Raw genomic sequence first — 18,418 nt, 5'->3', positions numbered from 1 at the left:
ATTGGCGCTGGACTAAACAAAGGCCCCCTTTTAGGGGGCTCACACAAAGCCACCTTCTTTAGAAGGTGGTAATTTACATCGATAAAGTTAACCAGATTTACTGTTGATTAACATATTTCTTAAAGCGAGCTTTGGTTTCTGCGTCTGCTTTTTGGTACCAGAAGTGCAGCATCTCTTCAGCTGTCGAATCCGCTTTAACCGCAGTTGCTCTCACTTGCTTCATATCCGCAGGAACCTTTGCAGGAAGCGTGACTGGCTGCATGGTCGCTGCGCCAGCAAAAGCCACGGCTGCTGCACCGCCAGCTTGGTTATAATCTTCGATTTCACGTACGTAATCACGACCGATTTGCATACCCGGTTTGAGCAACTTGTCTTGGTCAACCGCGATTGCGTTGCCAGAATCATCAACCAGTTTCCAATCTAAGTCTTTGATCTTCTCTTCCGCATCACGTAGGTTGCGGTATTCTGGCATTTGTAGAGTGAGTTCGGCATTGGTCGCGTCAAATCGTGTAACGATAACATCGCTTTCAACACTTAAACGGTCATTACCTTGGTTGAAGTAAGGGGCGAAACGAAATACGACTTGGTTAAGGCCATCAGGTAACGTCAGTGTTCTCTCAGAGGCGAAAAAACCACCCGAAAGATCTGCTTTTTCACCGTTAGCCGCTAATACTGAAACGTTGTCAGGAACACTCACGGTTACATCTGCGAATGCCATGCCACTCATTGCGAGAGCAAGCGCACAAGTTAAAGGCTTGATCAATTTCATTGTTTTTATCCTAAGCAAATTAGTGGTCATCGAGAGTGCATCGTTCATTGCCCGATTGCAACTCCCAAGTGTAATAAGTATGAAAATTTAACAAGAACGTCATTTTTATCGCATTTATTACGACGAAACTGTGATCCAAATAGAATCAAACCGCTGAAATTCAGCGGTTTGATTCTATAAGTTATAGATTAAATTTCTTTCTAACTTATTGATTTATTATATGCCTGCACCATGTCCAGGTTCTGATTGGTCATCAGAAGCGTCTTGTTGTTCTGCCATTTCTTCTTGCTGTTGTGCTTTCTCAATGCTCAACCACCAAACAAATAACTCATACCAAATTGCTAGGATAACGGCACCTAAGAACAGACCAACGATGCCGTAGAAAAGCATACCACCGATGGCACCGAGCAGAATCACAGGCATTGGCACGTCGACGCCACGTCCCATCAACATTGGTTTGAACAGGTTTTCAGAAAGAGCCGCAACTACGACCCAAACAGTAAACATGGTTGCTGTTGAGGTGTCTTGGGTCATGTACATGAAGCCAATCACAGGTAGCACAGCGAGCAACGCCGGGAGCTGAGCGATACATAAGATCATTAGAAGCAGTGTGAGTAAACCTGCTGCCGGAACGCCAAATACGAAGAAACCAGCACCGATCAACAGTGCTTGAATCGCCGCTACACCGACTACGCCAAGCAGTACGCTTTTAATTGTCGCTGCGATAAGCGTGGTCCAGCTTTTTGCGTTTTCACCTGCGGTTCGAATCGCGATGGTTCTTAAGCCTGATGCCGCAGATTCAGAGTACGTCATGAAACCTGCTGCAATCGCAAGTGACAAGATTGAAAGCAGTAAACTTCCCAATACGCCCCCCAGTGTACCCAGTAAAGATGTGAGTCCTGCCTTTATTTGTGGCATAAAGGTTTGAATAGCTTGTTCAAGATTAGTAGCGAATAGGGTCCACACTTCGTAGAGCTTATCACCCACGATAGGCCAATCCGCTACGGAAGGTTTTGGCCCTGGTATTTTCACTTGTCCATTTTGTAGTACTTCAAGCGCGTGCGTTGCACCATCCACAATGGAGCCTGATACCATAACAAGTGGCGTGACAAGGAGGGCAATACCAAGTAAAGCAATGGTTGTGGCTGCCAAGCCTCTACGACCACCATATACACGCTGCAATTTTTGGGTAAGCGGCATTAAAGCGACGGCTATAATAGCGCCCCAAATAACCGGAAGGATGAAGGGTTTGATGATGTCGTACGTAAACATCAGCAAGACAAAGATCAAGCCAATGCGTATTGCCGATTCCACCATATTACTGATGAAAAGCTTACTGTCGATTTTTACCGATTGTTTATCCATTTTTGTTTACCTGATGATCAATGTTAGAACTGACGAGACTTGAAACAACAATCGCCATATAAAAAACACCTGTGATGGCCTCTAAATACACCACGACTTGAGCCAGTGGTGTTAGAGGACTAATGTCGCCATAACCGAGCGTGGTTAAGGTAACGAAACTGAAATACGCTGCATTGGAGAAGTTCTGCCCCCAAGAAATCGCTTCCATACCGGTAAAGGCTTCAGGCGAAAACTCAAGCAGAATGAGGTAGGCAATCGCCCACATCAGACCAAGTAGCAAGAAAAGCGCTACCGAGCCAATGACTTTGTTGCTGTTGACATGGCCGGTGAAAAGAATCTGTCTTGCGATGGATTTAAAAGTGCCGAAAAAGAACGCAAAGGTGAGGGCAAGCATCACCACATTCATCTCTCTGATGTCGAAAACGGTCTTGATCACAATCACAAGAACCCAAACACCAAACAGGCTGTAGAGGAAACGAGACCAGGTTTTGTCAAAGCGAAGGCTCGCAAAACAGACGATAAACGTCAGAACCGTGAAAGCCTGAAGTATGTGTTCAATCGTCCCTTCACCTACGACTTGTGCCATCGCACTCCCTAGCAACAAAATCACTAGTGCTAAGGTTAGATAGAAGAAGTTGTTTTCTTGATTAATGTTTTTGAGGTTTTTACCAATGACCATGGCTCTTCTCACTTAAGTTATTGTTCACTTTCTGCGGATGACTCTTTCATCACCATGATGGACGCAGAAAGCCCGAATCGAAGATCAACATCTTCAGGAAGTTCTTGTAGGGAGATTCGCACCGGAATACGTTGTGCTAAGCGAATCCACTGAAAAACAGGGTTTACGTTTGGAAGAAGGTTGTAGCCGACCGTACCGTCTTTGGGCGCAATCCCCCAACCAATCGAGTCAACCGTTGCGTCAATTGGCGTGTCTGGGTGTGACATCAAAGTGACACGCGCTTGGCTGCCAGGTTCGATTTGCGCAAGTTGGTTTTCACGGAAGAAACCAAATACCCAAAAGCTGTTTTTGTCGATCAGTGCGAGCAGTGGTTGGTTTGCGACCGCTTGCGTACCGTTTCTAATATCGAGGTTAGATACAAAACCATCGACGGTCGCATAAACTTTGGTAAAGCTGAGGTTAAGGCGTGCTGATTTTAGTTGCTCTTCTGCAGATTTGATTTGCAGTAGCGATTCTTCGTAAGCGATTTCACGACGAATCAGATCCTTGTGTGAAACTGCGCCACGGTCTTTGGCACGAATGTCTTTTAAGCGGTCATATTCGATTTTTTTACCGCGAGAGCTAACAATGGAGCGCTCCAGTGCTACTTCAGCTTGAGATAACGCAACCTGGTAAGTCGCAGGGTCGATTTCAAACAGTAAATCCCCCGTTTTTACTTCTTGGTTGTCTTGCACCGCGACATTTACAATTGGGCCTGATACGCGAGGAGCCACTTTGATGACGTTAGCACGCACTTGCCCATCTCGTGTCCATGGGTTATTAAAGTATTCCTCAAACTTTTGATAGCCGAGCCAAGCTGCGCCACCAAGAATGACAAGATTGAGTGCGATTACGAATAGTTTTTTCATCTTGTTTGGCACCTAAAATTGAATATAAAAGCTGTCGATGGCCACCACATAACCGACCATGATGGCAATAAACGTCAGAGACGGAAAAGCGATGAAGCGAGACAAACGTGTCTTGTTCAATATCATCACCGTTATCCACGTGGCCGTGACGGCGAGAAAGAGCACCGGTAACGTGGGAGAAAAGTAAACGTCTCCCCAAGAAAGTTCATGAGGCATTAGAGATCCTCCGTTTTGTTTTCATCACTGGTCTCAGCCGGAGTTTCGAGGCGCAAAGGCGGCAATACGCGGTTTTCTTCATTTAAATAACCATCCCAGTCAGTTCGTTCTGTCATTTGCTTGGCAATAGATTCACTGAGGAAGGGTTTGCCTGTTTGGGTTTGCCAGCCTCCACCGAGGGCTTTATAGAGTGCAACAACTTGGTTCGCCACGTTCCCTTTGATCGTTGCGTAGCTGTCTTCCGCACGGGTCATTTTTTCTACCGAGTTAAGCAGACGTTCGAATGAAATTTGTCCGTTTTCGTACTGTGTCATGGATATGTTGAACGCACGAATGGAAGAGTTGACCGATTGCAAGCGTAAATCTTTTTGTTGCAAATACAGGTCATACGCTTCGATTGCATTGGTGACTTCATTAACGGCTTGCAGTACCTTTTTGTTGTAGTTCGTCAGCGTTTCTTGGAAGCGAGCATCTTCGAAACGAATGTTATTTTTCACGCGTCCGTATTGGAAAATGTTCCAACTGAACGTTGGGCCAACCACCATGGTGAGCGAATCGCTAAAACTGAAACTGCTGCCATCGGGAACCGTACTGTCGATACCGATGGAACCGAACAACGAAAAGCTTGGGTACAGAGCGGTTTCTGCCACGCCAATCTGCGCACTTTGCGCGCGAGCTTGCATCTCAGAGACTTGCAAATCCGGACGTCGCATCACTAAGTTAGCATCCACTTGCGTATCCAAAAGCGGTGGACGTGGCACAATGGAACGCTCGTCGGTGCCCGATAGCGCCGATTTTCTGCCCGTCGATTTGAACTGGGCTTCGTACTCAGCGATTTGCTTGTGCATCCCATCCGACTGTAGCAGCCGATCTACTTCTTCTGGTAACAGACCCAGTAGCAAAGCCAACACAGTACGTGATTGCTTCATTGCCACTTCGAGGCTCGGTAACGCTGCTTTGGTGGTGTAGAGTTGGTTTTTAGCTTGTTGAACGTCCAATTCTGTAACGTTGCCAGAGTCGAACTGCACCTGAGTAATACGTACGACACGCTCTTGAATCTCTATGTTGCGGCGAGACAGCAAAATACGTTCTTGGAATGTGCGATAGTTGATGTAATTGCGCGCCACTTCGGCGGTTATGGTGACCATGATGTCGTGATACGATGCGATGGATGCGTAGTAACCCGCTTCTGCCGACTCAATACCGCGAGCATACTTGCCCCAAACATCCATTTCCCAAGCAGCATCAAACGACAAAGTGGCGTTATTCACGCCCTGATCATTTACGTAGGCACGCGCTAGGTTTCCTGACACGGTTTGAACTTGTGGGTATTGCAAGCCAGTCGAAATACCAAGCAATGAACGTGCTTGGACAATTCGTAGCCCTGCGGCTTCTAAATCGAGGTTTTGTTTGCTCGCCAACTCAACCAGCTGATTAAGAGTTGAGTCATTAAATTGCTGCCACCATTGTTGTAGCTGTTGCTCTGATTGCTGCGTATCTTTGGCTGCTTTTTGCACCGACCAGTCACTTGGCAGTGGCGCCTGCTTTGGATGAACATAATCTGGTCCTACCGTGGTACACGCACTGAGTCCGAGCAAAGAAAGTATGGCGAGGCTTGGTTTGGTTAGTTTTGGAAGCATCATATCCCCACCTTTAAAAACGCTTCTGTTGTAAGTTCACCCAATCGATATCCTCGTAGGTTTGCTTGCAATGCTTGATTGCTTCGAACACGTTCCGTTTTAAATTCAGCAAGATATAAAAACCGGCTATCTCTGAATAAGCGTAGTCAGATAAATCCAACTCACTAAAAAAATCTTCCAGTTTATCTTCGAATGTTTGGTAATCCTGACTGTATTGGTCGAATACGGAGTCGAGTTCTTGTGTTGCTTGATGGCTGGCTAAAGCGCCCGCCATCAAAGGAATGATGGAATCGCGGTGCTGTTGGCGAAGCTGAGTAATTAGTGGATTGGTCATCAACTTTTTCTCGGCGGCCATTAAGATGTTGATGTGATTACTGAGTACATCACACGCTTTGCTAAACGCGCCAATCGCTTCTGGCGTGGTTTTATCAAAGTGTTTGTGGTTGATTTTCGAACCCCAGACTTTGAGCTTTTTCGATGAGACATTGAGCGTCGCCAAGTGTAAGGCCCGTTTGAGCGGCGTAATAACCGAGCTAGACTGCTGTTGATAGGTAGTGAACAGCTCTCGGGTATGTCGGAAGTAGCGTTCTTTTATGGTCAAAAAGAGGTGTTCTGGTCGTGAGCTAAACGGGAAGTAGTGCGCGAAAATAATCATGAACACCACCATGTAGAACAACAGCATGATCGTCATGAGGATCCCGAAGTGATAGAACATGTTGTTGTCTAAACCAAGAACAAACAAGCCCACCATGTAGAAAATCGTCACTGGCCCGTTAAACAGATAAAAGCCGATAAAGGTGTAGATAAAGATGAACAGGCCAAGTTCTAACCCGAGATCCAATTGCGGAAGAATGAAGACGTAAGAAGGCACCGCGAACAAGAAGCCGAAAGTGAACAGCACAAGCAACAAAATTGGGTGCACAGGCACGAACGACAGCAAAGACATAAACATCGTCGAGAAGACCACGAATGAATAGCCGCCTGGTGGATTGAAATAAATCCAAATCAGTCCAGCAACCCAATAAGTGACAAAGGTTTTGACCGCGGTTTTAAAGTTTTCTGCGTCCCACCATAGAAACTTGCCTTTCGGTTTCGGCAGTGGCACGTCAAAGGAGACATTGTTCGTCACAGAGTCAATACAGCTAATGCTCTCCGCTAAACGCGACAAGTTTTGATGCATCAGTTCCAATAGGTGACCAAGCGTAAGCGCAGAGCCTTTCACTAGGTGAGCTGCGTCTTCAAGCAACGCTTGGTTGTATTTGACTTTGAATTCCTGGGCACGATAAGCGGGTTCTTTTTCGTCCCAGACTTGTTGGCAGGTATCAAATAGCGCGTCAATTTCCGCCACGGCTTGATCAAAGTTGCTGATGCTTTCACGGTCTTGCTGGTGGCTAAAGTGGCTGTGCGCCGCGACGGTCAATTGTTGCGTTACCTGCTTGTTCAAATGAACTGCCAAGCGCCACTCTTTCATGTAGGCCGACACGTCACTGCATTCCACACTGACCGTGGCAAAACGCTGTTCGAGCGCATTTTGAGCGGCAAACATCTGTTCGATGAGAGTGTCCACGCTAGGAGGTTGTGGCTCTTCCGCTTCTGGATTTTCTTCTCCGCCTTCTTGAGGAGAGATTTGCCCTGCCGATTTTTGCTCGAAATTTTGCAAGATAGCGGAGAACAACGCGCGTTGTGCTTGGTTGAGTTGTTCGATGAGCTGTCTTAGGTTTTGTTCTGTTTTGGTCGGGAATAAGAAAGTCCCCACGAGTGTGTAAACCACCACCCCAAACACCGTCATATAGGCGCGGTCAACGCCATAAAGAAACGCACCTTCTGCGTCACCGCCATTGGACATCATCAGTGTCATCACGCCGGTCAACATGAGTAGCGTTGGATCTTTTTGATAGGCATTACGGAAGTAAAAAATGAATGAGACCACAACCGACACGCTCAGCATGTACAGCAAGCGGTCTTGAGCAAACAACCCCACCAGTAACAAGCCAACCACGGCACCAACCAATGTACCTAACACGCGTAAGGTACCTTTGGCGAGTGATTCACGACGACTGCCTGTGGATGCAATCAGCATCACTGTGGTTGCGGCCGTCGATGCTTGCGGCCAACCCATGGCAAACGGGATCAGATAAGCCAGAGTCAGGCTAAGCGATACTTTAATAGCGAATTTTATTTTGTCGTTCATAGTGTCAAAGTTTGCTCAGGCTTATCGTTATAAGTTGATGAATTTCTTATATGAATAATCCGAATCTTGTTCTGAATAAATTCGGGGGGGCGGAATATAGCGGGTGAAAAAGTGTGCTTTGTAAACCCTTTGTCAAAACAAAAAGTGCGTATTTGGCTTGATCTCGTGCTAGCCCTTGGCGTTATTGGTGAAACGCCTAAAACGAGCAAATTCGCGATCTGTGATGATTCTCACTTTTGAAACAAAATCGCTGCATTGTGTGAGCCAATTCTCACCTTATATTCTTCGCCTGGTACCAAAGCAGACCACTTGTAGCATCTGCAATGAGCTTTACTGCTTTAAAAAGCATAGATGATGAATGGGTACTTGAGAGGGAAAGTTATTACTTTTTATCGGCTTGCCGATTGTTCGTTTGTTTTTTTGGATCGAGATAAAAAAACCAAAGCGATGCCACCAAGAATGATGCCGCTGGTTAAAAGAATATGCAGTGAAAGAGGCTCGTGGAGTACGACGGTGCCGAGTAGCAAAGCAATGGCTGGCACGGAAAGTTGGCTGACGGCGGCTTGAAGCAAAGAGAGCTTACGCATTACTTGATACCAAAGCGTATAACCAAGGCCAGAGGCAATGGCACCAGATGCGATAGCGAGCAACACTCCGCTCCAAGAAAGGTGGATTGAGGACAAGATTAATGGCGAAAGGAGCACGCCAATTATTGATGCAGCGATGAATCCCCACGTGATGCCACTACTTGGAGAAGGTGCTTGTTTACCGAGCGCAGTAAACGCAGCCCAACAAACGCCAGAAATCAACATAAGAAGTGCAGAGCTAATATCGGGGCGAGTGGCAGATGGCAACATTAACCAAACAAATCCAACAATTGAAAGGCCGATACCGATGATTTCGAGAAACTGAAAGCGCTCACCTTGCAACCAATAGATCGCCAGTAATGTAAGTTGCACGGCACCAAACAAAAGCAAAGCACCAGTTCCTGTCGCCAGTTGTAAGTACGCGAAAGAGAAAAGGGCTGCGTAACCAAATAACGCCACGCCAGCAAAAAAGCGAAAGCGAGAAGTTGGCCGATCGGTTTTCCACTGACCTCTCACGACAAGCATTGCGATTAAGGTAATCGCGCCAGATATCAATCGAACGAGCGTGAAGCTTCCCGCATCAATTAACCCTTCTGCCAAGGCAAGTCGGCACAATAATGAATTGGCAGCGAACGCCAGCATTGCAATAGCAGTGAGTAAGAAGGTCGACATCCTTGATCCTTAGCGTGTAAATGAACAGCTAGTGTAGATCCAAAAGAACATTTTTATTAGTTGATAAAGTGATTAGTTATAGCTATCAGAGCAAGAAAGTCATTAAAAATAACCAGAGAAAACCTGACCTTAGCCTGAGTCTTACTGTGGTTGGGAAGGTTGTTTGTACAATGACTTAATGGTGTTTTTCAACCATAGCAATTTGGGGTTGTACGCATTGCGTTTATGCCAAATCATGGTAAATGGAATCAGTAACTTGTCTTGTTGAGTTTGGTCTAACGGAATTGGCAAGCACACCAAATCGAGATGCAGCTTTTCTGTGTAGCTTTTGCAATAGTGCGGCGCGGTGGTGATCATGCCATGCGTCGGCTGCGCTGCCATAAAAAGGGATTGCTCAAAGTTGGACATCGTCAGCCCGATAGAGCGCTGTAGCCCGAGTTCCGTTAACACTTCATCCAACGCCCAAGTTTCACTTTTTTCCCAAACAATATTGATGTGTTGGTAGCTCAGAAAGGTCTCAAGATTCCACTCTTGCTGTAATGCCGGATGATCTTTATGTAAATACACCATCGGTAGGTCATAAAATAGAATCTCAAAATCCAAGAAATACGGCAGAAGATCCAACGACTCTTTCGATCTAGGGTGACTTTCTCGGCCGGTAAAACCGATATCCGCCTCGCCTCGAATGATGGCGTCGAGTGAATCGTAATCCCAGTTACTGGTTTTTACTTTCGCTTCAGGGTATCGCTGGTGGATAGCGACGATGAGTCTGTCCAGCACTGTGAGCACTAATGGCGACTCAATCGTGATATCAAAACGCACTCCTTTAGGCGTAATATCGCTGCGTTTTTCTGCAATCTGGCTGCCAATTTGCAGCCATTCTGCAAGATCTTGCTCCATGCTTTGTGCCAAAGGCGTTGGCGCAAGACCTTTAGGTGTTTTGACAAACAAAGGATCATCGAACCAATGACGAAGTTTGTTGAGCGACTTACTTACGGTTGAGGGCGTAACGTTCAGCTTTTTCGAGGCTTTCGAGACGCTTTGCTCTTGCAGCAATAATTGCAGAGTGAACAGTAAGTTTAAATCAAGTCGCGCTAGGGATTTCTTCATAATGGGTATCGTGAACAGGCTTTGGAATCAATAGTATTAGAGCAAGGCTGATTACGCTACCTAACACTAAGATAAACACCAACATATTCAGTGCACTCACGCCGATGAAACCCATAAACCAAATATAGAACGCGGAACTACAAACTTGAGCAATGCCCAGTAGTGAGCTCGCCACGCCAGCTTGTTGAGAGAATGGGTTGAGCGCTTGGCTCATGGCCACGCCAAAGCCACAAGCGAAGCCAGCGCAAATCAGCCCAAGTCCGAATACATAGTAAAGAGATTGTCCATCATGGAAATGGGCAGCACTGAGCACGATGCCTGCACAAGCGAGCAATACTTGAGAGGTCATCATTAAGGTTCGCTGCTTAAAAATCCCCAATGCCAATGGCGCCGAGAACGAAATCAACATACTGATCGTCGCAGTCCCTGCCATGATGGAAGAATAGCCACCGCGATCAAAACCAAGCATGCTCATCACGACAATTGGTGAAGCGTTAACAAAGGTCAGAATGGTGGTTACTCCAAGTGCAGTAATGATCAGCCTACTGATAAAAAATCGCTCGAAGAACGTCTCTTGATGGCTCTCTGGCGTTGTCTGTTCTTCACCTTGTTGGCTGGGTAGTGATTCCTTGAGAACAAAAATGGCCAATACACTGACGAGAATGCCCATTCCTGCCATCGTGGTAAACAAACTCGGCCAAGGAAATTTCAGCATAATCAAGTGACCAATCACGGGTGCGATCACTGGAATGATACAGGTGATGCCATTGAGCATCGACAATACTTTCGCGCGGCGTTCATCGTCTAACGTGTCGCGTAAAATCGCGAATGCGACGACATAGCAAGATCCAGCCCCGATGCCTTGGCAAAAGCGAGCAATCAAGAAAGTGTTTGGTTGCTCAGCCATCCCGCCGAGAAAAGACGCGAGCACGAAGATCATCGCGCCGACGACGGCAACAGGCTTTCGTCCCACAGAGTCTGCAATTTTCCCCGCGAATAACATGGTGGTAGCCATGCCAGCTAAATAGATCGAAAACGCAATATGCAACTGAGATTCACTGGCGTTGAGATCTGACGCAATTTGAGGCAAACCAACAAGATACAAATCAATGGCAGTAGGGTAGAGTAAAACGAGTGCAAAACTACAAAGTAAAAAACGGGACATGGAAACCTCTCTATCGAATGGCGAGGATAATAGAGTGCTAAACGTTTGCCTGCGAGTGGGAAATACGACACTAGGTATTTCTATTTACGACATACCCTGTATGAATTGAGCATAAAAACAACAAGGAAGATTATGATTACCATTGAAAAGTATTCGCCTGAGCGACATGAACAAACTTGCGAACTTAGCGTGCTAGAAGAGCAATCGCAGTTTACGGTCGCGGATGTGGGTGAAATGCTTACGCGTCTTGAACCTACAGAGCTTCCGCATCTGATTCTGGCGGACGATGACGTGGTTGGCTTTTTTCTATTTGATGCTGCTTACAGCGAGAAATACGATTTTTGCCCGAAAAACAGTTTAGGCGTGCGTGCTTTGCTGGTGGATCACCGTCATCAAGGCAAAGGCATCGCCAAGCGAGCCATTCAACAGTTTGCCGATTTCGCCAAACGCCATTATCCCGAGTTTGATGCGCTTTATCTCACTGTGAATTGCCGCAACATACCCGCTTATCAGTGCTATTTAAAATCAGGGTTTGAAGATACCAATGAGCTTTACCACGGAGGCCCCGTTGGACCGCAACACATTATGAGACAGCCGCTTTAGCTAGGAAAAACCAAGGATGGAAAGATGAGGATTGAAATCGACAATTTAGAACGGCCGCAAGTGATAGCGCTGTTGGAAGGACATTTACAGGACATGTACGCCACGTCACCACCAGAAAGCGTGCATGCGTTAGATTTAGATAAGCTCAAAGCGCCAGAAGTGACATTTTGGACCGGATGGAAAGGTGAGCAACTGCTTGGGTGTGCGGCGATTAAAGAGTTGGATGACCAACACGCGGAGCTGAAATCCATGCGCACCACGCCTACGGCAAGAAACCAAGGTGTGGCATCTCAATTATTGATTCATGTGATTGAGCAAGCGAAGCAAAAAGGTTTGCAGCGCTTGAGTTTAGAAACGGGCTCGATGGAGTTTTTTAAACCAGCGCGCCTGTTGTATGAAAAGCATGGCTTTGTGTACTGCGAGCCGTTCGGGGATTACGAACTCGATCCGAACAGTCAATTCATGACCCTAGAACTGAGCTAGGGCCATGAATTTTTGGAAGCTAAATCCAATCGATTTAGAAATTCAGATTCAAGTTGATGGTTGGCGACAAGAGGCTTGAACGCTCGTCAGCCAATCGCTTTCTCTTCTCTTTCAGTCTCTTGGCATTATCTTTGTCTGGATTGCCATCAAGCTGATTATCGATGACCGAGATTTCAGTATCGATTTGTTGGATGCGTTGCTGGCGTTGATATTCTTGATGACCTAACTGGTAGTTCTCAATAAACTCTTTGCTGCTGCATACACCGTAATATTCTTTGCCTTCGATACCGACAGTGTACCCATTGTCTGGTGAGCAATATTGGATAGTGCCTTTATCAAAGCCTTCTTTCCATTTCGCTCGGTCGGGTGTCACACCCGCTTCACCACAGTCTTCGGTATAGCTATTGATAATGTTTGGATCGTTGCCGTCTCGGCCATCTTGATAACCTACGTTGTACCAGTTTGCCGTTTTGCACTCATCCGGAGACATGCTGGCGCAACCTGAGAGCAAAGTCAGTAAAGCCAGGGGGATTAGCGCTCTTTTCATCAGTGACTGTCCTTTAAATAAAATCGAATTGATAACTTGAGTTTAAAATGAACACTGTTCATATCAATGGTTGAAATCATTGTATTCACAATTGTGGTGACTCATTAATCTAAGTGATAAATTTATTATGCTGAATAGAAGTGTGTTTGATTAGTATTATCCACGAACTGCGCCTTTGCTGCATCAATCCACTAGCCTTGGCCCCAAATTAAGTGATAATACCAACATAAAGATAAACACCGTCAATGAGGCTAAGACATTGAGCGAACAACCCACCGTCCTTATTATCGAGGATGAATCTGCTATCGCAGAGAACCTGATTCATGTATTAGAGATGGATGGCTACCACGCAGAGTGGTTTGCAACGGCAGGAGAGGGCTTGGCCTTTTTGCAGCACAACTCCGCAGCGTTACTTGTCTTAGACGTAGGCTTACCGGATGGTAATGGTTTTGAATTGTGCAAAACCATCCGTGAGTTTTCTGATATTCCCATTATCTTTCTCACCGCAAGAAGCGATGAAATTGACCGCGTCGTGGGCTTGGAGATTGGCGCGGATGATTACGTGACTAAGCCATTTAGTCCGCGTGAAATGTTGGCTCGCATTAAACTTAGAATCAAAGCTAAAGCGCCAATGATGGAGCACAAACCAGAGCCTGTGGCTGTTCCAGAACAACCTCATTTGAACCATGATTTAGTTGCGCAGAACTTCGACTACGGTGTTGGCGGGCAAATGCTTGGGCTGACCGCGGTGGAGTTCAAGATCCTCGATAAACTGATTTCTGTCTCTTCCAATGTATTGAGTCGAGAGCAACTTATGGTCGCTGCTGACATGGCGCCGGAAGCTGCGTACGAGCGCAATATTGATACCCACATCAAAGCCATTCGCCATAAGTTGAAGCCGTTTGAGATGTCTGAACGCATCTGTACCAAACGTGGCTTTGGTTACTTTTACTGCATTAAAGGTGAATGATGAATCGCTGGCCGAAGATCCCACTTGGACTCAGACTGTTTTTTCTCTACTTCATCTTAGTCGGGATGACGGCTTACATGGTGAGCAAAACGGTTGTCCAAGAACTTAAGCCAACCGTGCGCCAAACCACCGAAGAGACGCTGGTGGATATGGCGAACTTGCTTGCGGTATTGGCGGAAGAAGACGTCGCGAATGACAAGTTGTCTGAGAATCGCTTCTCCAAACTATTAACGGCTTATGGACAGCGAGAGCCTCAAGCGCGCATTTGGGAAATCGGCAAAAAAGCGATTAACCATCGAATTTACATCACCGATAAACAAGGGATTGTTATTGCGGATTCTTGGCAGCAAGACGTAGGCAAAGACTACTCGCAATGGAACGATGTTTATCTCACGTTGCGTGGTCAATACGGTGCGCGCAGTACCATCGAAGACCCGAAAGATCCGCTCTCAACCGTTATGCACGTGGCTGCGCCCATTTACCACAAAGGTGAAATTATTGGCAGCGTGACGGTGGCAAAACCTAATCGCTCAGTACAACCCTTCATCGATCTTTCTAAACGCAATGTGCTGTTTTGGATGGTGTGGATGAGTGGTTTAGTGCTATTGGCAGGAGCATTGTTTGCTTGGCGAATTCACTCGGCACTGAACAAGCTAGAAGACTACGCGACCAAAATGGGTGAGGGTGAAAAGGTCTCTAAGCCGACATTTCGTATCTTTTATGAGTACGGCACGCTAAGCGACGCATTAGAGAAAATGCGCAACCAGCTCGATGGCAAACAGTATGTGGAAGAGTACGTACAGACGCTGACTCATGAGCTGAAAAGCCCGTTATCAGCAATTAAAGGCGCGAGTGAAATATTGCAAATGCCGTTGCCTGAAGAAAAGGTCACGCGCTTTGCTGGCAACATTGAGCGAGAGAGCGACCGCATGCAGTCATTGATTGATAAGTTGCTAGAACTTGCTCGTCTTGAAAAGCGCCCTGAACTAGAACAAGTCGAAGCTATCTCTCTAAAACAAATGGTCAATGAAGTGGTTGAATCGGCGGATGCGCGTTTGAGTGCTAAGTCGGTCACTGCCAAAATCCAAATTGATGACCATCTCTCCGTGTTTGGTGATGCCTTCTTGCTGAAACAAGCCGTTTTTAACTTGATGGACAATGCGCTGGATTTTGTTGATTCGGAGGGATGCATTGAATGGAAAGCTGAGGTCGCGAAAGAGAAAGTGTGCTTGTCGATTTTCAATTCAGGTCCTCACATTCCCGACTATGCAATGCCTCGTTTAACCGAGCGCTTCTACTCCCTCGCTCGGGAAAATGGTGTTAAAAGCACTGGGCTCGGGCTGAATTTTGTTGAGCAGGTTATCAAGCTGCACAAAGGTCAGTTGCAAGTAGAAAACGTCGATTCTGGCGTGAAAGTGACCCTGATTTTACCAACTCCATAGAAACTCCACATTAGCTCCATTTGTTCTCCAAATTGCTGATTTAGATTACTCCCATCAGCAAATGGAGAATGAAACATGAAAAAGATCCTCACTAACCAACTCGGCATGAAGTTCGCCTTCGTGCTGTTTTTGTTTGTCTTACTGCAAATCCCGCTCTCAATGGTCACAGGGTTGATCTCAGAGCGCTCATATCGCCAAGATGAAGTCAGAAACGACATCGCACGCAGCAGCAGCGGCGAGCAGCGCATCATTGGTCCATTCATCATGGTTAACTACACCGAAACCAGTTACCGAGATGACAAAGTACAGATTAAAGAGCGTCGTAAATTTCTTTTACCTAGCACTTTTGATATGAGCGCGAATCTGGACAGTTTTGAAAAGTACCGAGGCATTTACCGTGCGCGTTTATACAAAGCACAAGTGGCACTGAAAGGCACTTTCGATGCAGACGATCTCACGGCATTGCAGGGGCTTGATATTGAAAACATGAGCCTAGTGGTTGGTATTGAAGACAGCCGCGGATTGATTCGTTTGGATGACATGACCATGGCGAGTTCTGATATCGAAGTCGCACCGGGAACGGGGTTAGATCAGTTACCACAAGGCTTCCACAGTGATCTGACACTCGCAGACCTAAACGCAGAACAACCTTTGGCGTTCGATCTTAACTTCTTGCTGCAAGGGATGGGGCAGCTTCAAGTCACACCAATCGGCAGTCAAACAACGGTTGAACTCTCTTCAACTTGGGCACATCCAAGCTTTATCGGTGATTACTTACCGGTGTCGTCAGAGGTATCTGAAGATGGATTTAACGCACAATGGGCGAGCAACAACTTCTCAACCAATATCGCGCAGCTGTTCCAAAGCTGTTTGTCATCGAATCACGCTTGTCACGAGCTTGAACAGCGACAAATGGGCGTAGATTTGATTGATCCCGTGGACCACTATTTGAAATCCCACCGAGCTGTGAACTATTCACTGTTGGTTATCACATTAGTGTTTGCGAGTTTCTTCTTGCTGGAGCTGTTCCAAGCGCGTCCGGTTCACCCAGTACAATACGGTTTTATTGGTCTGGCTTTAGCGCTTTTCTATCTATTGCTGATTTCGATGAGTGAACACCTCGGCTTTAACTGGGCGTATGTGGTGTCAGCAGTCGCATCGACGGGGCTTTTAAGTGTGTATGTGAGCGGTATGTTGAGCAACACCAAACACGGCGCGATATTCGGAGCGTGTTTACTTACTCTCTACGGATTACTGTTTGGCTTGCTACAAGCAGAAAGCTACGCATTGGTCATGGGTACATTACTGTGTTTCGCGATTCTGAGCTTCACTATGGTTATTACACGCAACATCGACTGGTACGCACGAAATAAGAAAGCAGAAGAAAGTGCAAAGGCGAATCATGAAGATGTTTAAACGAGTCACTCTTACTGGTCAACCAAGCAATATGGTGGAAGAAACGTGCGCTATCCACCTGCGATTTTCGGTAAAAAATGGACTGAAAAGCTTGGTGTGTTTTATCGCATTGGTCGTTATTGCGCTCTATGTTCGAGACAGCTTTATTCGTCCGACAGTTGGTGATGTTCTCGTTGTGGTTTGGCTCTACTACTTTCTTGCAAGTATGTTCTCTATGCCCGTTAACTGGCTGGTTTCATTGGTGGTGTTGATTGCGTTTGCTGTCGAGTTGGGGCAATTGCTTCAGGTTGCAGCTTGGCTTGGTATCGAATCTTCATCGCCTCTGGCTGTAATTTTGGGCGCTACATTTGATTGGAAAGATCTGCTGGCTTACTGCATCGGAGGTCTACTGTGTTGGTGGATGGAAAAGAAATGAAAACCGAGATGAAAGCCATTGCGCTACCAAACCGATTCCGACATTCCAAACGAGGTATTCGTAAAAGGATCAAAATCAGTTTACTCAAGCGCGTGTACCTTTGGTCACTGACCAATAGAGAACTGCTGTAAACCTCACCTGTTTATATGAAATACAAAAGGGAATCTTAAACTCACCGGCGCACAGGGTGAGTTAAGATTCCCTTTATTAATAGGGTCTATTGAGCTTTCAAGCTGATTTTTGCAGCTATTTGTGGGTATTTATATGAGGCAGAGACATTTGAAATGTAGTTGGTGTAACTGATAAGCCGGTAATGAAGTATAAATGAACCACAAACGCTGCCCGAAGGGTTCGGCTAAAAGCGTTTTACTCTTTGTTGAGAGGTAATTGCTTAGAATGACTAGGCGGCAAACCTCTCGCCGCGATTAAAACGCTTTTATCTCGAACAAAATTTAACCGTGAAAGTTCAATAGACCCTAACTAAGACATCTCGCTGCTACTTTTAATTAGCTTTCAAATGAAAGTTTCTCGCCGAACGTCTCTTTCCAGTCTTTATCGAACTGTTCAACCGCCGGTTTTACTGCTGGGTGAGCGAACATTTGTGCCGCCACATCAGTTGGTAGAGTAATCGCTTCGATGCCCAGTTTCATCACCTCCATCGCTTGTTGAGTATTCTTGAAACTGGCTGCCAAAATCTTCGCTGGTAGTTGGTTTTGATCGAGCAACAATTGAAGATCCGCGACCACTTCAACACCGTTGCCGTTCATCGTATCAATGCGGTTTACGTAAGGTGCTAGGTAGTCTGCACCGCACAGTGCTGCAAGGAAACCTTGTTGAGCTGAATAGATAGCGGTAGCAAGAACCTGAATTCCCTCTTTTTTCATTAGCTTAATTGCAGCTAAGCCTGTTTCTGTTGCTGGCACTTTTACCACCATGTCGTAAGGCAATTCATTCAATTGGCGTGCTTCTGCCACCATGCCTTCGACGGTTGAACTCACTACTTGAGCGTGAAAGCGAGGTGTCCCGCCAAGTGCTTCTTGCATGCCTGCTAGGGTTTCATTCAGTCCCTGTTTTGACTTCGCCAAAATGCTTGGGTTTGTCGTCACGCCTTTTAGCGGTAGGCATTGGTTAAAGCGTTTTACTTCTGCCACATCAGCAGTATCTAAATAAAGTTCGATCATGGTTTCTACCTTAAACAAAATCTTCGTTTTGATGATGGGATCACTATAGATCTGACAAT

The 18,418-nt window shown here is 46.2% G+C and carries 19 protein-coding genes; 7 read left to right on the top strand and 12 right to left on the bottom strand.

From position 1 onward, the window contains the following. Positions 1-97: 97 nt before the first annotated feature. From R7Q38_RS10185 to R7Q38_RS10140, 10 genes are all read right to left on the bottom strand, one after another. Complete coding sequence (locus tag R7Q38_RS10185) at positions 98-769, bottom strand: DUF2057 domain-containing protein (RefSeq protein WP_017634411.1); 672 nt, start codon at positions 767-769, stop codon at positions 98-100. Between the two features lie 216 nt (positions 770-985). Beyond that, positions 986-2,134, bottom strand: coding sequence for an AI-2E family transporter (locus R7Q38_RS10180; RefSeq protein WP_005386936.1), 1,149 nt, complete (start codon positions 2,132-2,134; stop codon positions 986-988). After that, positions 2,127-2,813 (bottom strand): potassium channel family protein, encoded by a 687-nt coding sequence (locus R7Q38_RS10175; protein ID WP_239939028.1) that lies wholly within the window; start codon positions 2,811-2,813, stop codon positions 2,127-2,129. The genes R7Q38_RS10180 and R7Q38_RS10175 overlap by 8 nt, the downstream gene beginning before the upstream one ends. Before the next feature lie 17 nt (positions 2,814-2,830). Continuing rightward, positions 2,831-3,721 (bottom strand): HlyD family secretion protein, encoded by an 891-nt coding sequence (locus tag R7Q38_RS10170; protein WP_033906681.1) that lies wholly within the window; start codon positions 3,719-3,721, stop codon positions 2,831-2,833. A gap of 12 nt (positions 3,722-3,733) precedes the next feature. Further along, positions 3,734-3,937 carry a DUF1656 domain-containing protein gene (locus tag R7Q38_RS10165; RefSeq protein ID WP_239939030.1) on the bottom strand — a complete coding sequence of 68 codons (204 nt, stop codon included), beginning with the start codon at positions 3,935-3,937 and terminating at the stop codon, positions 3,734-3,736. After that, complete coding sequence (locus tag R7Q38_RS10160; protein ID WP_171345526.1) at positions 3,937-5,580, bottom strand: TolC family protein; 1,644 nt, start codon at positions 5,578-5,580, stop codon at positions 3,937-3,939. The genes R7Q38_RS10165 and R7Q38_RS10160 overlap by 1 nt, the downstream gene beginning before the upstream one ends. Positions 5,581-5,590: 10 nt before the next feature. Beyond that, positions 5,591-7,768 carry an FUSC family protein gene (locus R7Q38_RS10155; protein ID WP_239939031.1) on the bottom strand — a complete coding sequence of 726 codons (2,178 nt, stop codon included), beginning with the start codon at positions 7,766-7,768 and terminating at the stop codon, positions 5,591-5,593. A 389-nt stretch (positions 7,769-8,157) separates the two neighbouring features. After that, positions 8,158-9,027 (bottom strand): DMT family transporter, encoded by an 870-nt coding sequence (locus tag R7Q38_RS10150; RefSeq protein WP_171345524.1) that lies wholly within the window; start codon positions 9,025-9,027, stop codon positions 8,158-8,160. A gap of 141 nt (positions 9,028-9,168) precedes the next feature. Further along, complete coding sequence (yidZ, locus tag R7Q38_RS10145; protein ID WP_318114209.1) at positions 9,169-10,137, bottom strand: HTH-type transcriptional regulator YidZ; 969 nt, start codon at positions 10,135-10,137, stop codon at positions 9,169-9,171. After that, on the bottom strand, positions 10,112-11,302 hold the full coding sequence (locus R7Q38_RS10140) for an MFS transporter (protein WP_239939035.1): 1,191 nt from the start codon (positions 11,300-11,302) through the stop codon (positions 10,112-10,114). Before R7Q38_RS10140 ends, yidZ begins: the two co-directional genes overlap by 26 nt. Positions 11,303-11,434: 132 nt before the next feature. On the opposite strand from R7Q38_RS10140, the gene R7Q38_RS10135 reads away from it, so the two are divergent. After that, positions 11,435-11,905, top strand: coding sequence for a GNAT family N-acetyltransferase (locus R7Q38_RS10135; RefSeq protein ID WP_054865785.1), 471 nt, complete (start codon positions 11,435-11,437; stop codon positions 11,903-11,905). Between the two features lie 24 nt (positions 11,906-11,929). Continuing rightward, positions 11,930-12,388 (top strand): GNAT family N-acetyltransferase, encoded by a 459-nt coding sequence (locus R7Q38_RS10130; protein WP_005386911.1) that lies wholly within the window; start codon positions 11,930-11,932, stop codon positions 12,386-12,388. Between the two features lie 34 nt (positions 12,389-12,422). Here R7Q38_RS10130 and R7Q38_RS10125 read toward each other — a convergent pair whose 3' ends face one another. Further along, a complete protein-coding gene (locus R7Q38_RS10125; protein ID WP_005374970.1) occupies positions 12,423-12,935 on the bottom strand; it encodes a DUF2799 domain-containing protein in 513 nt (170 codons plus the stop codon). A gap of 259 nt (positions 12,936-13,194) precedes the next feature. Here R7Q38_RS10125 and R7Q38_RS10120 point away from each other — a divergent pair, with 259 nt between their 5' ends. From R7Q38_RS10120 to R7Q38_RS10100, 5 genes are all read left to right on the top strand, one after another. Next, positions 13,195-13,905: a response regulator gene (locus R7Q38_RS10120; RefSeq protein WP_053350016.1), complete on the top strand. Its 711-nt coding sequence runs from the start codon at positions 13,195-13,197 to the stop codon at positions 13,903-13,905. Further along, positions 13,905-15,347, top strand: coding sequence for a two-component system sensor histidine kinase CreC (gene creC, locus R7Q38_RS10115; protein WP_239939038.1), 1,443 nt, complete (start codon positions 13,905-13,907; stop codon positions 15,345-15,347). The genes R7Q38_RS10120 and creC overlap by 1 nt, the downstream gene beginning before the upstream one ends. A 75-nt stretch (positions 15,348-15,422) precedes the next feature. Next, positions 15,423-16,763 (top strand): cell envelope integrity protein CreD, encoded by a 1,341-nt coding sequence (gene creD, locus R7Q38_RS10110; RefSeq protein ID WP_239939040.1) that lies wholly within the window; start codon positions 15,423-15,425, stop codon positions 16,761-16,763. Next, the gene (locus R7Q38_RS10105; protein WP_045483953.1) at positions 16,750-17,178 is read left to right on the top strand and encodes a DUF2809 domain-containing protein; all 429 of its coding nucleotides are present in this window, start codon (positions 16,750-16,752) and stop codon (positions 17,176-17,178) included. Before creD ends, R7Q38_RS10105 begins: the two co-directional genes overlap by 14 nt. After that, positions 17,175-17,309 (top strand): hypothetical protein, encoded by a 135-nt coding sequence (locus tag R7Q38_RS10100; protein ID WP_270022347.1) that lies wholly within the window; start codon positions 17,175-17,177, stop codon positions 17,307-17,309. Before R7Q38_RS10105 ends, R7Q38_RS10100 begins: the two co-directional genes overlap by 4 nt. Positions 17,310-17,684: 375 nt before the next feature. On the opposite strand, the gene R7Q38_RS10095 is transcribed toward R7Q38_RS10100, so the two are convergent. Next, positions 17,685-18,359, bottom strand: coding sequence for a fructose-6-phosphate aldolase (locus R7Q38_RS10095; protein WP_053304029.1), 675 nt, complete (start codon positions 18,357-18,359; stop codon positions 17,685-17,687). Positions 18,360-18,418: the final 59 nt, after the last annotated feature.

It is taken from the genome of Vibrio sp. Vb0598 (assembly GCF_033338935.1).
GTDB lineage: Bacteria > Pseudomonadota > Gammaproteobacteria > Enterobacterales > Vibrionaceae > Vibrio > Vibrio alginolyticus.
This window is presented reverse-complemented; position numbering and strand designations above follow the sequence as displayed.